The following is a 13,994-nucleotide window of genomic DNA, read 5'->3' on the forward strand; positions in this document are numbered from 1 at the left end:
CAGGATGCTTCGAAGCAGTAACGTCACAAAGACCGCCGCTACGGCATAAATGGAAAGCGGTGCAACGAAAACGCCAAACAGGTCAACTTCAGCCAGCATCAGGAACCGACCCTACCGTCAACCACCAGACTGCCACACGCCAGACTGTACGCCAATTCGTCCACAACGCTCCTCGCTCAGCCACATCGACTCCCACTCAGTGAAGCAGTAGTCGGTGAGTGATATGGATCAAAAACTGAACCTCCTGACGAAAATGTCAACAGGATCTGTTTTCAATTGTGATGGTGTCATATAATCTATTGCTATGTCAACAGATGAGGTGTCAGCAGAAATGGCTGTCCAGTACGATCCGTCCATTCTTCGGGACAGCAGTTTTCATGACATGGGGCTGACCTTTCATGTCCTGCGACTGTCGAGCCTGTGGCGGGCGCAGCTGGACCGTCTCCTGCGGCCCGAGGGCATGACGCTCGCGACCATGCGGCCCATGGCGTACCTGATGGTGATGGGAAACGGGATGAAGCAGAGCGATCTGGCGTCCGTCATGGGCGTGGACAGTTCGGCGCTTGTGCGGGTTCTCGATCATCTGGGGCGGGAAGGGCTGATCTCGCGGAAGCCCGATCCGCAGGACCGTCGCTCCAACCTTCTGGTTCTCACGCAAGCCGGGTGCGAGCGGTGCCGTCAGTTCCACCGCATCTCGGCGGATCTGGAAGCCCGTCTGACCGAGGGGCTGCCTTCGGATGCCGTGGCACTGCTGCGTAGCCAGCTTGGTATGATGGAAGGGAAATTTTCCCTCTCCGGTTTTTCTTCCCCCTGATTTTCCGGACCTTTCATGCGCAATCCTTTTCGCCAGCTTTTTTCTTTCGACCGCAACAGCGTGCGTTGGCGGAATTTCGTCTCCACGGCGGCTTTTACGGCCAGGGTTTTCCTGTCCATAGGCATTGCGCTCTTCCTCGCCTTCATGATCCAGCTGGAATCGCCGATGAGTACGGTCACGACCGTCCTGATCGTCGCGAACCCGACTGTAGGCGCACTGGTCTCCAAGAGTGTGTGGCGCATGACCGGGACGGTGATCGGCGCAGCCCTGAGTACGGCGGTCATGGCGATGTTCGTGCAGTCCGCCGTTTTGTATTTCATGGCGCTGTCGGCCTTTGTGGGGCTGGCCTGCATGACGGCAACCTGCCTGCGCTATTTCCGGGCCTATGCAGCGGTTCTGACGGGCTACACGATTATCATCGTGGCCGTGCCGGCTTTTGCCCATCCCGAAAACATCTTCCTGTCGGCCATGATGCGCGTGTCGGATGTGGCGCTCGGGATCGTGGTGACGGCGGCGGTGTTCATGGTGACGTCGCCGCGTCGGCGTCAGGGCACGATGGACGCGCTTTCAGGGGCGTTCCGCGAGACGATCCGCCATGCTTTGGTGTTTCATGAGGGGCTGATGAACCGCTCCGATGCGCAGGATGTTCCGGGCTCGGAACCTGTGGGGACTGAAGGGGCTTTCCGGAGCCTTCCGCAGACAATCTATGACGGGCGGCAGCGTCTTCTGGGGCAGCTGGCACGGCTCGGGCCTGCCATAGAATACGCCGCGACGGACAATCCCGACATTCATGCCGGGGTGCGGGGATACCGGCTCGCCGTCAGTCGCATGACGGGGCTTGTCGCGTCCTATCATCCGTACTGGCGCAATCTGGGAGTGGCGAACCCGCTCTCGGCGCCTGTTCATCGTGAGATTCGCGACACGCTGACCGAGCTTCTCGCCCTGACGGAGAACGCCGGATGGATCGAGCGGCCGCAGGGCGTGCTGGCCTGTCTGGAAGAGTCGCTTGAGCGGCTTGAGGTTCTGGAGGGGGCGGTGACATCGCCTGCGGTTCAGGCGTCTGTCGATAATGTCCGCGATATTCTCCTTCAGCTTCGGGAGACGGTTCTGGACCTGTCCAGCCCGCGCGGCCCGCATGTTCGCGTCCGGGTGCTGCCTTATCTGGAATGGATGTCGGCGATCTATAACGGTCTGCGGGGAGTGTTGATCGCCTTTCTGGCCTGCATGATCTGGTACATCACCTATTTCCCGACCGGGCCGATGATGATCATGTATGTCGTGGCGGCGTCGAGCCTGCTGTCCACGGCGCCTTCTGCGGCACGGGCCAGTCTGCCGATGGCAATCGGGACGGCGCTGTCGGTTCCGGCCTGCTGGCTGTGCCATATTGCCGCACTTCCCCGCGTGGACGGTTATCCGATGCTTTGGCTGTCGGTCTGTGCGTGCATGCTGCCGGGCGTGTGGCTCCAGTTTCATCCGCGTTACGGGGTGGGGGCGTTCGGTTACACGGTCTTTCTGGCCATGCAGTTGATGATAACGAACAGTATGGTTCCCGACGACATCACGCTCATCAATACCTGGCTGGCCATCCTGATGGGCTGTGCGCTGCTGGTTCTGGTGTTCCGGGTGATCATGCCGGCCGATCAGCGGCTTTATGCCTCACGGCTCGTCATTTCCCTTGGTCGTAGTCTTCAGAGTCTTTCGGCTCGGCCTGCCGGGAAGGTGCCATCCTGGATGGTGTGGGAAGGGACGCAGATCCAGAAGGTTTCCATCCTGCTCATGCGGCTGTCTTTGGTGGCGTCTCCGATCGACCGTCAGGGATATGTCGATGGCGCGTTTGCCGCCCTGTCCCTTGGGCGTCTGCTGATCCGCCTGCGGCAGGCCGTGGAACCGGCGGGATTGAGTGCTCACGAGAGAGAGGCTCTGGATGGGGCGCTGGCGTCCTTCAAAACCCTGCGGCGGGATCCTGTCGGGACGGCTGCGTCTCTTATGGCGGCCGCGGGGTTGATCGGGGCGGACGAGGCTTCCGGAATGGAAGGGCTGTACCGTGTCCGGCTGGTGTCGTGTCTGGAACAGAGTGCCCATATCATCGACAGTATTCCGGGCTTTTTCCATGCGGATGGCCCGTTGCATCTGTGGTATGACGAGCGGGGCCCTGCGACGCTGGTTGCGGTCAATCCGGCGCGGTGAGGATCAGGGCGTTGTCCGCTCGCGGATGACGTCCAGCGAGAGGGACGCGGCTTCGAGAATATGCTGCTTCGTCAGGCGGCCGAGCTCTTCGCCGTCGCGGGCGCGGCAGGCCTGAAGGATCTGGAAATGCTCGGCGTCAGTTGCGGCTTTTCGCCCCGGTAGTTCCAGATGGGCGCGGATGTAACGATCAAGCCGAGAATGCAGGTCGTGGATCATGCCGTACAGCCTCGGGCGCTGCGCTGCGGCATAGATGGCGCCATGGAACTCCCAGTTCAGACGGCCGGACTGTTCCATGCCCTGTGCGCCGCCTGTTCCGCTGACAAAGGTCTCATAGGCGTCCTCAATCCGCGCCAGATCGACACGGGTGAGGGACGTCATCGCCAGTCCGGCCGCCATGCTTTCCAGCGAGGCACGGATGTCCGAATATTCCAGGATATCCGCCTCGCTCAGCCCCGTGACCACGGCGCCACGATGGGGCAGGAAAGCGATCAGGCCTTCTGCCTCAAGCTGTTTGAGGGCTTCGCGGACCGGGATGGTGGAGACGCCGAAATTGCGGGCAAGCTCCGACTGTCGCATTGGCTGGCCATCGGTCAGGATGCCATCCGTAATGGCACGGCGCAGAGCGTCCGCGATTTCGAGCGAAGCCGAGCCGCTTTTCGTATCAACAGGTGCGAAGAGTGGTTCGGCGTCGTGCATGGAATGGTCGTCCGTCAGTTAGGGGCGATCCTCTTAGCATGATCGTAACGAACGATCATGTCAGGTCCTGTCCTTATCCGATGGTCATCAGGCTGGCATTGCCGCCCGCGGCCGTCGTGTTCGTGCTGACGACCTTTTCCTGAAGCACCCATTCAGGCCGGATCGGGCTTTTCGCGTCAAGCATGTAGAGCTGCACGATCATGCCCGAACGCGACAGGGCCGCACGGGCCTGTTCCGCCATCTGCTTTTCTTCCGGCGACGCAAGGATCGTCCGGCACCCCGCAACACGCCCACCCTGCGTGCGGCGGATATGCAGCGCAAGCGCATCGGGAAGGTCGGAGACCCAGTCCGAAGCCACATTCGGCCCCTGAACGAAGGCTGTGTTTCCACCGCTGAGGGCGAGGCCCACGGCGCGAAGCATGGTCTCGCGGTCGCTGGCGATGCACAGGACGGCGCCACGCGGCAGAAGCTGATACAGGTTGGTTTCGCCGACCGGGCCAGGCAGTTCGCGTGTGGTGCCGCACATGCCGTGCTGCATGGCGTCCACGATCGTCTGATAGAGCGGGAAGCTTGTCCGCATCAGCCAGGACAGGAAGAGCCGTGCGGGCTCTGGCAGTTCCTGGTTTTCCCAGTCCGTATGGGCCGGGGCGGTGCTCATCAGGCGACGCAGGATCAGCGGACCACCGGCTTTCGGTCCCGTGCCCGAGAGCTTTTCGCCGCCGAAAGGCTGGCTGCCCACAACCGCGCCAACCATGTTGCGGTTGACGTAGAGGTTCCCGGCCTCAATGCGCGAGGTGACATGCGCCATGCGGCTTTCGATCCTTGTGTGCAGACCGAAGGTCAGGCCATAGCCAGACTGGTTGATCGCGTTGATCAGGGCCTCGAAGCTGCTGGCTTCAAAGCGCAGGACATGCAGGACCGGTCCGAAGACTTCGCCTTTGAGGTCCGCCAGACTGTCGATCTCGATGATCGTCGGGGCGATGAAGGTGCCGTTCGATGCCGTGGCCGGAAGGAGAAGGGACCAGACGGCACGGTTCTGCGCACGGGATGCGTCGATATAGGTCTGGATGCCCGACTGGGCTTCAGCGGAAATGACAGGGCCGACATCCGTGTGCAGTTCGGCCGGATTGCCGACACGCAGTTCTTCCACGGCACCGCGGAGCATGGTCAGGACCCGATCGGCACAGTCTTCCTGCACGCACAGGACGCGGAGGGCGGAGCAGCGCTGGCCCGCGCTGTCGAAAGCCGAGACCAGAACATCCGCGACCACCTGTTCGGTCAGGGCGGAACTGTCCACGATCATGGCGTTCTGGCCGCCGGTCTCGGCTACGAACGGGACGGGTTGTCCGTCCGCGCCAGTCCGTCCGGCCAGAGTGCTGGCGATCAGGCCGGCGACAGCGGTGGAACCGGTGAACATCACGCCGGCAATCCGCGGATCGGCCACGAGGGCCGCGCCGGTCTCGCCCGCGCCCGGCACAAGCCGAAGTGCGTTTTCCGGAATGCCGGCTTCGCGCAGAAGGGCAACGGCGCGCAGGGCAATGAACGGTGTTTCCTCAGCGGGTTTTGCGACGACCGTATTGCCAGCCGCCAGTGCGACCGAAATCTGTCCCAGGAAAATGGCGAGGGGGAAGTTCCACGGGCTGATACAGGCAACAACGCCGAGCGGCGTGCTGCTGCCTGCCTGGGCCGTTTCGCGGGCCTGAACGGCGTAATACCGCAGGAAATCAACGGCCTCGCGAACTTCAGAGAGCGCATTGGCATAGGACTTGCCCGCTTCGCGGACCAGAAGGGCCATCAGTTCGCTCTGATGCTCTTCCAGCAGATCCGCTGCGCGATCGAGCTTGGTGCTTCGTGCGTCGGCGGATAGAGCCGCCCATGCTGCGCCTTCGCTTTCGGCGGCATCAATGGCTTTGCGGACATCCTCTTCGGTTCCGAAACAGACACTGCCGATCCTGTCCGAATGGTTGGACGGATTGCGGATCTCCTGCGTCTCACCCGAGCAGGACAGGTCTTCCAGCGTCTGTTTTTCGGAGGCGCAGACGGCTTTGGCCAGGGCCGTGACGGTGTGTTCGTCGGTCAGATCCAGACCGCGGGAATTGGTGCGTTCGGGTGCGAACAGGTCCTTGGGCAGCGTGATGGCCGGATGCGAGGCGCCCGGGGGCTGGACAGCTTTTGCGAGCGCGACCGGATCGGCGATCAGGGTCTCGATGGGCAGGCTCTCGTCGCCGATCTGGTTGACGAAGGACGAGTTGGCGCCGTTCTCCAGCAGGCGGCGCACCAGATAGGCCAGCAGCGTCTCATGTGAGCCGACCGGAGCATAGACCCGACACGGGCGGTTGAGCTTCTGCGGACCGACGACTTCGTTATAGAGCGTCTCGCCCATGCCGTGCAGGCACTGGAATTCGTAATCGCCGATCTGGAAGTTCAGGCCGGCCAGCGTGTAGATCGTGGCCAGCGTGCGGGCGTTATGGGTCGCGAACTGCGGGAAGACGACATCGCGCGCCGCGAGAAGCTTTTTCGCGCAGGCGATATAGCTGACATCCGTGTAGCATTTGCGCGTGTAGACCGGGAAATCCGTCTGGCCTTCAACCTGCGCTTTCTTGATTTCGCTGTCCCAGTAAGCGCCCTTCACCAGACGGATCATGAGGCGATGTCCGCTGCGGCGGCCAAGGTCGATCAGATAGTCCAGAACCTTCGGGGCACGGCGGCCATAAGCCTGCACGACGATCCCGATGCCGTTCCAGCCGTCCAGTTCCGGGCAGTGGCACAAATCTTCGATCAGATCGAGCGAGAGGTCCAGACGTTCGCTTTCTTCGGCGTCGATATTGATGCCAATGTCATAGCGGCGGGCCTGAATGACCAGGTCTTTCAGCGTCTGGCCAAGTTCCTTCAGCACACGCTCGCGCTGGGCGAAGGCATAGCGCGGGTGCAGGGCCGAGAGCTTGATGGAAATTCCGGCCTTTTCATACACATTCGCACCGCGTGCGGTCTGGCCGATCACGTCGATCGCGCGCTCGTAGTCGCGGCGGTAGCGCAGCGCGTCGGCTTCCGTCATCGCCGCTTCGCCGAGCATGTCATAGGAATATTTGAAGCCGCGGTCTTCGGGTTCGGTGCTGACCTTGCAGGCTTCCTCGATGGTTTCACCGATGACGAACTGCTCGCCCATCATGCGCATGGCGATGTCGAGCGCACGGCGGACCAGCGGCTGCCCACCACGTCCGACGAGGCGGAACAGCGCGGCGGCGAGGCCTTCATCCGTATCGTTGGTCAGCTTGCCTGTCAGCATCAGCCCCCAGGAGGCCGCATTCACGAAGACGGACTTCTTGCCGCCGACATGGGACAGCCAGTCGCCTGTGCCGATCCGGTCGCGGATCAGGGCGTCGCGGGTTGCAGCATCCGGAATACGCAGGAGGGCCTCGGCTAGACACATCAGGGAGACGCCCTCGGCGGAGGACAGTGAGAACTCCTGCACGAGGGCCTCAACGCCCCCCGGGCGACGTTGTGTGCGCAGGGAGCGGGTCAGATGGCGGGCGACGTCAAACGTGTTCTGCTGTTCCGTTTCGGTCAGCGTGGCCTGTTCGATCAGGGGAAGGATGCACTCCGCTTCGGGCCTGCGCATGTCTGCGGCGATGGCCTGACGAAGGGAGGAGCGGACAGGATAGGACGGCACAAAAGTTGACATAGACTCAGCCTCGGACACGACACTCGGTCTGAGTCCTATAATCATATACGATCCTGAGTAAAATATATGAAATGAGAGTCAGATCATTTTTATGGCGTATCTTTGCATCCGAAATGTTCGTGCCATGTCGGGAGTGGGGCGCCGCCGGGAAGAGGGGACGCCTCATACACGCCCCGGGCGATGGCGCGGGCCGTGACCTGCGTGGCGGTGTGGAGGATTTCGGTCCATTCCTGACCAAGGGGGGCAGGTTTTTCGCAGGTCGAGACCCCGATCATGGCATCCCCGTCCAAGGGCAGATGGGCTGGAAACACACCGCGTGCCACGCCGTCCTGCGCCAGAATGGCGAGGCGTTTGGCCTGTGTCTTGGTGAGGGTGGCGTCCGTGGCGATAAGGCCGATCGTGGTGCCAGTGACGGAGGCCCATTTGGAACGCAGGCGCAAATCTTCTGCGCTCAGATGCACCGGCATGCCCAGACCGCCGAACTCGTCCCCCTGCTCGAAAGGCGCGCTCCAGAAATGCGGCCTGTCGCCGATCGTGGCTGTTCCGACGGCATTGACGGCGACCATTGCGGCCACGCGGTGCCCGGCGGGTGTGATCGCGCTCGCCGAACCCAGCCCCCCGCGCAGTGTGGCGGTTGTCGCGCCTGTTCCTGCGCCAGCCGTACCCAGTGCGAAAGCTCCGCTTCGGGCGCTGGTCGCGGCCTGATGGCCCATTTCGGCATAGGGTGAATAGCGGCCCCACGTCGTCTGTCCGCCCTGCGGGAGATCGTAAAGACTGGCCTGCACCACGATGGGCACGCGGATGGTGTCCGGCGCCAAAGGTGCGTTGCCGAACTGCTCGCGCAGCCAGGCCTGAACCCCGGCTGTCGCGTCCAGCCCAAAGGTCGAACCGCCTGACAGGACGACCGCATGGATATGCCCGACCATGTTTTCCGGCTCCAGCAGCGCGGTTTCCCGCAGGGCCGGTGCGCCGCCCGGAAAACTGCCGGAAGCGATGACGGGGCGATCGAACAGGACCGCCGTCACCCCCGTGCGAAGGGTCAGATTCTGGCAGTGGCCCACGCGGATGCCGGAAATGTCGGTAAGGAGGTTCAGGCTGGTCATGACGCCTCGCGGGTCAGTAGGTGTTTTCAAGAAGCGCCTTTGTGGCGGGCTGGGTGGGCGTATCCAGAATATCGGACGCCGAACCGGATTCCACGATCCTGCCCTGATCCAGAACGGCGATATGGTGCGACAGATGGCGGATGACGGCCAGATCGTGACTGACGAAAACATACGACAGTCCGTGCCGCTTCTGAAGATCGAGCAGCAGGTTCAGGACGATGGCCTGTGTGGAGACATCCAGCGCCGAGACGGCTTCATCGGCGATGATGACGGAAGGCCGTGTGATCAGGGCGCGGGCGATGGCGATCCGCTGCTTCTGGCCGCCGGAAAAGGCTCTCGGGTAGCGGCTGGTGATATCGGCGGAAAGGCCGACGTTCTGGAGGGCTGTGCGGATGCGTGCGTCCCGAGCCGGGACGGGACCCAGCGCTTCCCCCACGATATCACCGACCGTCTGACGTGGATCGAGCGCGCCAGCCGGGTCCTGAAAGATCATCTGGATCGCGGGGCGGATTTTCTTCCGCACGGCTTCTGATGAGGTCGCGAGATCCTGCCCCTGATACAGGATCTGTCCTTCATCGGGCGCGATCAGGCCGCTGAGGATACGGCACAGGGTGGATTTCCCGCTTCCCGAGGCCCCGACGATCCCGAGCGTCTGGCCTGCCTGCAGATCTAGACTGATGTTTTTCAGAATAGGGGGGCGTGCGGATCGCGCGAAGGAGAAACCCTGCCGGCCTGTCCTCCCATACGTCACATTCCGGGCTTGAAGGATCGGGGTCATGACGGTGCCGTAAAGACGGTCAGGGGCGTAAGCGGCGTGCGGGCCGCGCCGTGCAGGGACATGGCAAGGAGCGCCTGCGTATAGGGATGGCGTGGGGCGTCAAACACGGATGTGGTTGCGCCCTGTTCCACGCAGGTGCCGTCTTTCATGACCAGAACATGATCGGCATAACGACGCACCAGCCCGAGGTCATGGGATATTATGAGAACGGCCATGCCCTGCGTCTCGCAGCGGCGGCTCACAAGCGCCATCATGGCTGCCTGGGTCCGGGCATCGAGTGCGGTGGTGAACTCGTCCGCGATCAGGAGTTCGGGCTGGCAGGCCAGCGCCATTGCCAGCAGGACGCGCTGTCTCTGGCCACCGGAAAGCTGATGGGGGTAGGCGCGTTCGCTCACGCCGGCTTCAGACAGGCCGACCTGTTCCATAAGCGTGCGTGTTTCCGTGCCGATCTCGCGACGGGAGAGCGTCGTATGAAGGCGGAATGTATCCCCGATCTGGGTCCCGATACGGCGCGTGGGGTTCAGGGCCGTCATGGGTTCCTGAAAGACCATGCCCAGTCTTTTTCCCCTGATCTGGCACCAGTCCTGTTCGGAGAGCGTGGAAAGCTCCGTCTCTTCAAGCCGGATGCTGCCGTGAGCCTGAAAGCCGGGGGGCAGCAGCCCCATCAGGCTTAGTGCGAGCGTGGATTTTCCGGAACCGGATTCCCCGGTGACGGCGAGGATCTGTCCCGCTTCAAGCGTGAAGGACACGTCATGCAGGATCGGCCGCTCCGGGCTCTGCACGCTCAGATTCCGGACATGGAGCAGGGAACTCATGGGGTGCGCTCCTCATGGGTGGCATCCAGAGCATCCCGCAGACCGTCCCCGAATATATTAAAGCCCAGCACGAGCAGCATGATCGTTATTCCGGGGATAGCGACCAGCAGTGGATGATCGAAGATATGGATCTGATACGATGCCAGGGCGCGTCCCAGATCCGGTCGTGGTGGCGGCGCGCCCAGACCGAGATAGGACAGTCCGGCATCGGACAGGATCGCGAGGGCCAGCGAGGAGGTCGCCTGGACCGTCAGGAGCGGCAGGATATTGGGCAGGACATGCCGGCGCATGATGTAAACCGGGCCACGTCCGGCCAGTCGGGATGCGGCGATATAGTCCTGAATGAGAATGGAGCGTGCAGCCTGCCGGGTAATGCGGATCTGGGCCGGGAGGCCGAACAGGGCAATGGCGAGGATTTCACCCGTGGCCGAGGCTCCAAGAGCGGTGACAAGAAGGGCGGCGATCAGGATGGGCGGGAAGGCCAGGCCCAGATCGGCCAGTCCCATGATGGCTCTGGCCGGTCGGGCCGCCGCGATCAGACCGAGTGCCGTCCCCACAATCGTGGCGAGACAGACGGAGATCGCGGCGATCGTCACGCTGTTGAAGGCTCCGGTCAGAACATGGACCATGAGGTCGCGACCGAAAGGATCGGTTCCGAGTGGGTGCAGCAGGGATGGCGGCGCATAACGGTGCAGGACGTCGATGGGCGGCGCGTGACCGCCATCGAACAGGGTTATGACGGTCGCGGGGAGGAGGACAATTCCGAGCAGAATGCTCCCCGCTTGGAGCGTTCGGTTGGAACGCGCTGTCATGATGGGTCTGTCTCAAGGCGCGGATCAAGCCAGCGAACGAGGATCGTCATCAGGACATTGAGGACCATCACAGACGCGACGATCAGCATGACGAGGTTCTGCACCACGGGGATATCGCGCTGGTTGATGGCCTCCAGCAGGAGCTTTCCGCAGCCGGGCAGGCTGAAGACGCTCTCGACGATGATCGTTCCGGTCACGAGGAGCGGAAGCTGGATCCCGGCCAGCGTCAGGACGGGGATCAGCGCGTTGGGCAATGCGATGCGCCACAGAACGCTGCGTCTGCTGTAGCCCTGTGCCCGGGCCGTGCGGATGAAATCCTGCGACAGGGTCTCGATCAGGGACGAGCGCATGAAACGTGCCGTGATGGCGGCCTGCGGGATGGCGAGAGCGATGGCGGGAAGGGTGAGGGCCCTGAGCGCCGGGAGGGCACCATCATGCCAGCCCGGAAAGCCGCTGGAGGGCAGCCAGTGCAGGGTCAGGGAGAACAGGAACGTCATCATCATCGCCAGCCAGAAATCCGGAATGGATTTGAAAAGCTGGAGGAAGCTCATCAGGCCCGTATCAAGCAGTGTTCCGCGCTTCGCGCCCGCCATTACGCCGAGTGGGATGCCTGCGCCCAGAGACACGAGCATGGCCAGCAGAATGAGGGGAAGACTGCTTTGCAGGCGCTCGCCGATCAGGCTCCGGACGGGAACGTCATAGATGTAACTCCGGCCCAGATCACCGCGAATGAATGCGCTGATCCAGTGCGCGTATCGCACGGGCAGGGATGATTCCAGCCCGAGTTTCTGGTGCAGGGCCGCCAGACTTTCGGGGCTTGCATCCAGCCCGAGCATGACTGCTGCGGGGTCGCCGGGCAGGAGGTTCATGGCCGCGAAAATGACGAGGCTTGCGAGGACGAAAAGCAGCAGCCGTTCCAGAGCGATGCGAAGGGTATCCATGCCCGTCATGGTGCCCAGAAAACGCCTGCGACCGGGCAGCCTGCGATGGGCTGGTTTGTCCATAGACCCCTGAGGCGTCGGTTCATGACGGTTTCGCGGGGAATGGCGAACAGGAAAATATTGGGTTCGTCCTGTGCGAGCTGTTCCTGCATCTGCACGGAAAGCTGGTGCCGCCGGGTCGTATCCGCTGTCGCTTCGTACTGTTCTACGAGCCTGTGAAAGACCGGGCTGTGATAGTGGAAATAGACGGGCGTGCGGTCATAGATCGTGATGTCATGAGGCTCGGTATGGGCGATGACGGTCATGTCGAACTGACCCTGTCCGTAAACCTGACTCAGCCATGTCGGCCATTCCACGGGCTGAAGCGTCACATTCAGCCCGACCTGCTCCAGATAGGCGGCAATGAGTTCGCTGCTGTCGCGTGCATAGCCGATGGGCGGGAAGGTCAGGGTCAGGTGCGTGCCTGGTGCCACGCCCGCCTCTTTCAGCAGGGCGCGGGCATGGTCCGGATCGTAGGGATACCGGTCGGGCAGGGCGACGTAATCGGGGTCGTCCGGTGCCATGTGAGATTGCAGGAGCGTCCCGTCTCCGTCGGCTACGGCCTGGATCAGGGCTTTGCGGTCAATGGCCTGTGCGATGGCCTGCCGGACGCGGAAATCATTGAACGGGCGGCGGGCGTTGTTGAGCGCGAGAATGGCCTTGAACGGAAAGCTGCCCCGGACGACCTGCAACTGCATATTTCCGGAAAAGCGGCTCAGGATTTCCCGGGACGGAAAAGACGGATAGGCATCCAGCTCCCCGGCCAGCAGCGCATTACTGGCGGACAGCGGATCGGGCATGAAGCGGAACGTCACCGATTGCAGGGCCGGTCTGGCACCCCAGTAATCCGGATTGTGGGTCAGGGTCAGGTGGTCCCCGCGCCGCCATTCACCGAACACGAATGGCCCTGTGCCGACGGGATGGCTGATGTTCTGCGCTGCGGACGCCGGCGAGAGAATGGCGGCGTCGTTCCAAGCGAGCTGATAGAGGAAACTGCCGTAAGGATGCTGAAGCCGGATGCTGACATGCAGGCTGTCCGGGCATGAGATGTCGGCGATCTGGCTGAAGATGGCCCTGTGCGGGTTGGTGCTGTCCGCCGCACCGGCGCGGAGCAGGGAAAACTTTACGCTGTCGCAGGTCAGGGGCGTACCATCATGGAAGCGCACGCCGTTATGAAGCGTGAAGTCATAGGTCAGGCCGTCCGGCGAGATATGCCAATCCTGCGCCAGAAGGGGTTTGAGGGCGCCCTGTTCGTCCAGCCGCATCAGTCCTTCATAGATGTTGCCATACGTCACCATCCCGATGGCTTCGCTGGAGCCGCGCGTCGGGTCCAGACCCGGCGGTTCGATGGCCAGACCGATCGAAAGCGTATCGCGCGTATCGGCTGCCCGCGCCGTCCCGGGAATATGAGACGCCGGAAAGCCGACCGCCAGAACGGTCAGGAGAATGGGCACGGTTTTCAATCAGGCGCTCCGCGAACTTGCAGCCTCAGGGCGCAGGATCACGGAAAATAGGGCCTTCGTCGCCTGAGCGAAAGGGGGTGCTGTTCAGGGGCGCGGGGTCGTGCTGGCGATCCGGGCAGCGAGTTGTTCAACGAGGGTCCGGGTCAGGACGACCTTGCCGCTGTCGGTCGTCACCGTGCCATGTGCGGTGAAGGAGCCACGGCTGCGCTGAACGGGCTGGTGCTCGTCCGAGGGGATCAGTGCCCAATCTGCGGTCAGGGCACCCTGACCGCTGCTGTCGAGATCCAGCCGGCTGATATTGACTGCAAGACGCAGGGCTGGCGTCTCGGCCAAGGGTTGCGTCGTGACGACATAGCTCGGCCAGTCCTGCCCCAGATGGGCCGCCAGAAGATCCGTCACGCCCTGGGACAGACGGCTTCCCCAGCGCCCGTTGGGGCTGCGGTCAAGCTGGTCGCCCTGGCGTATGAGGATATCCTGACTGTCGAGATAATCCGGGAGTGTGACATGAGACACGTTCAGGACAGGGGCCGAGGCGGGCAGGGTGCCGCTGTTCTGCGCGATTGATGGGGCGCCAAGGGTGTAGAACTGCATGGGGGGCGCGGCACAACCTGACATCAGGGCGAAGGCCAGAAGGGCTGCGGATCGGGTCATGAGCCGTGTCACG

Annotated in this window: 12 protein-coding genes; 2 read left to right on the forward strand and 10 right to left on the reverse strand. The window is 62.7% G+C overall.

From position 1 onward, the window contains the following. Nucleotides 1–99: DUF1656 domain-containing protein (locus HKD31_RS10735; RefSeq protein WP_194265156.1), on the reverse strand; the 99-nt coding region annotated here is incomplete at its 3' end. A 232-nt stretch (nucleotides 100–331) separates the two neighbouring features. On the opposite strand from HKD31_RS10735, the gene HKD31_RS10740 reads away from it, so the two are divergent. Together HKD31_RS10740 and HKD31_RS10745 are read left to right on the forward strand one after the other, a co-directional pair. Then, entirely contained in the window at nucleotides 332–814 is a 483-nt protein-coding gene (locus HKD31_RS10740) for a MarR family winged helix-turn-helix transcriptional regulator (protein ID WP_194265155.1), read from the forward strand. 15 nt (nucleotides 815–829) lie between these two features. After that, on the forward strand, nucleotides 830–3,001 hold the full coding sequence (locus tag HKD31_RS10745; RefSeq protein ID WP_194265154.1) for an FUSC family protein: 2,172 nt from the start codon (nucleotides 830–832) through the stop codon (nucleotides 2,999–3,001). A 3-nt stretch (nucleotides 3,002–3,004) separates the two neighbouring features. On the opposite strand, the gene HKD31_RS10750 is transcribed toward HKD31_RS10745, so the two are convergent. The 9 genes from HKD31_RS10750 to HKD31_RS10790 all read right to left on the reverse strand — a co-directional run bounded on the left by HKD31_RS10750 (nucleotide 3,005) and on the right by HKD31_RS10790 (nucleotide 13,993). Then, on the reverse strand, nucleotides 3,005–3,697 hold the full coding sequence (locus HKD31_RS10750; RefSeq protein WP_194265153.1) for a GntR family transcriptional regulator: 693 nt from the start codon (nucleotides 3,695–3,697) through the stop codon (nucleotides 3,005–3,007). Between the two features lie 73 nt (nucleotides 3,698–3,770). Then, nucleotides 3,771–7,379, reverse strand: a complete 3,609-nt coding sequence (putA, locus tag HKD31_RS10755) for a bifunctional proline dehydrogenase/L-glutamate gamma-semialdehyde dehydrogenase PutA (protein WP_194265152.1) — start codon at nucleotides 7,377–7,379, stop codon at nucleotides 3,771–3,773. An 89-nt stretch (nucleotides 7,380–7,468) separates the two neighbouring features. Further along, nucleotides 7,469–8,482: a P1 family peptidase gene (locus tag HKD31_RS10760; protein ID WP_194265151.1), complete on the reverse strand. Its 1,014-nt coding sequence runs from the start codon at nucleotides 8,480–8,482 to the stop codon at nucleotides 7,469–7,471. A gap of 13 nt (nucleotides 8,483–8,495) precedes the next feature. Next, nucleotides 8,496–9,260, reverse strand: a complete 765-nt coding sequence (locus HKD31_RS10765; protein WP_194265150.1) for an ABC transporter ATP-binding protein — start codon at nucleotides 9,258–9,260, stop codon at nucleotides 8,496–8,498. Further along, on the reverse strand, nucleotides 9,257–10,075 hold the full coding sequence (locus HKD31_RS10770) for an ATP-binding cassette domain-containing protein (protein ID WP_194265149.1): 819 nt from the start codon (nucleotides 10,073–10,075) through the stop codon (nucleotides 9,257–9,259). The genes HKD31_RS10765 and HKD31_RS10770 overlap by 4 nt, the downstream gene beginning before the upstream one ends. Next, entirely contained in the window at nucleotides 10,072–10,887 is an 816-nt protein-coding gene (locus HKD31_RS10775; protein ID WP_228120557.1) for an ABC transporter permease, read from the reverse strand. The genes HKD31_RS10770 and HKD31_RS10775 overlap by 4 nt, the downstream gene beginning before the upstream one ends. Further along, nucleotides 10,884–11,837 (reverse strand): ABC transporter permease, encoded by a 954-nt coding sequence (locus tag HKD31_RS10780; RefSeq protein WP_194265168.1) that lies wholly within the window; start codon nucleotides 11,835–11,837, stop codon nucleotides 10,884–10,886. The genes HKD31_RS10775 and HKD31_RS10780 overlap by 4 nt, the downstream gene beginning before the upstream one ends. Next, nucleotides 11,834–13,321 (reverse strand): ABC transporter substrate-binding protein, encoded by a 1,488-nt coding sequence (locus HKD31_RS10785; protein ID WP_338085573.1) that lies wholly within the window; start codon nucleotides 13,319–13,321, stop codon nucleotides 11,834–11,836. Before HKD31_RS10785 ends, HKD31_RS10780 begins: the two co-directional genes overlap by 4 nt. 93 nt (nucleotides 13,322–13,414) lie before the next feature. Continuing rightward, nucleotides 13,415–13,993, reverse strand: a complete 579-nt coding sequence (locus tag HKD31_RS10790) for a PqiC family protein (protein WP_338085568.1) — start codon at nucleotides 13,991–13,993, stop codon at nucleotides 13,415–13,417. Nucleotide 13,994 lies beyond the last annotated feature (1 nt).

Source organism: Gluconobacter potus (genome assembly GCF_015244705.1).
Taxonomy (GTDB): Bacteria; Pseudomonadota; Alphaproteobacteria; order Acetobacterales; family Acetobacteraceae; genus Gluconobacter; species Gluconobacter potus.

Bases quoted from the DNA above. Each gene is read 5' to 3' on its own strand.
- HKD31_RS10740 (WP_194265155.1), top strand. From the start codon at position 332: ATGGCTGTCCAGTACGATCCGTCCATTCTTCGGGACAGCAGTTTTCAT.
- HKD31_RS10745 (WP_194265154.1), top strand. From the start codon at position 830: ATGCGCAATCCTTTTCGCCAGCTTTTTTCTTTCGACCGCAACAGCGTG.
- HKD31_RS10750 (WP_194265153.1), bottom strand. From the start codon at position 3,697: ATGCACGACGCCGAACCACTCTTCGCACCTGTTGATACGAAAAGCGGC.
- putA (WP_194265152.1), bottom strand. From the start codon at position 7,379: ATGTCAACTTTTGTGCCGTCCTATCCTGTCCGCTCCTCCCTTCGTCAG.
- HKD31_RS10760 (WP_194265151.1), bottom strand. From the start codon at position 8,482: ATGACCAGCCTGAACCTCCTTACCGACATTTCCGGCATCCGCGTGGGC.
- HKD31_RS10765 (WP_194265150.1), bottom strand. From the start codon at position 9,260: ATGACCCCGATCCTTCAAGCCCGGAATGTGACGTATGGGAGGACAGGC.
- HKD31_RS10770 (WP_194265149.1), bottom strand. From the start codon at position 10,075: ATGAGTTCCCTGCTCCATGTCCGGAATCTGAGCGTGCAGAGCCCGGAG.
- HKD31_RS10775 (WP_228120557.1), bottom strand. From the start codon at position 10,887: ATGACAGCGCGTTCCAACCGAACGCTCCAAGCGGGGAGCATTCTGCTC.
- HKD31_RS10780 (WP_194265168.1), bottom strand. From the start codon at position 11,837: ATGACGGGCATGGATACCCTTCGCATCGCTCTGGAACGGCTGCTGCTT.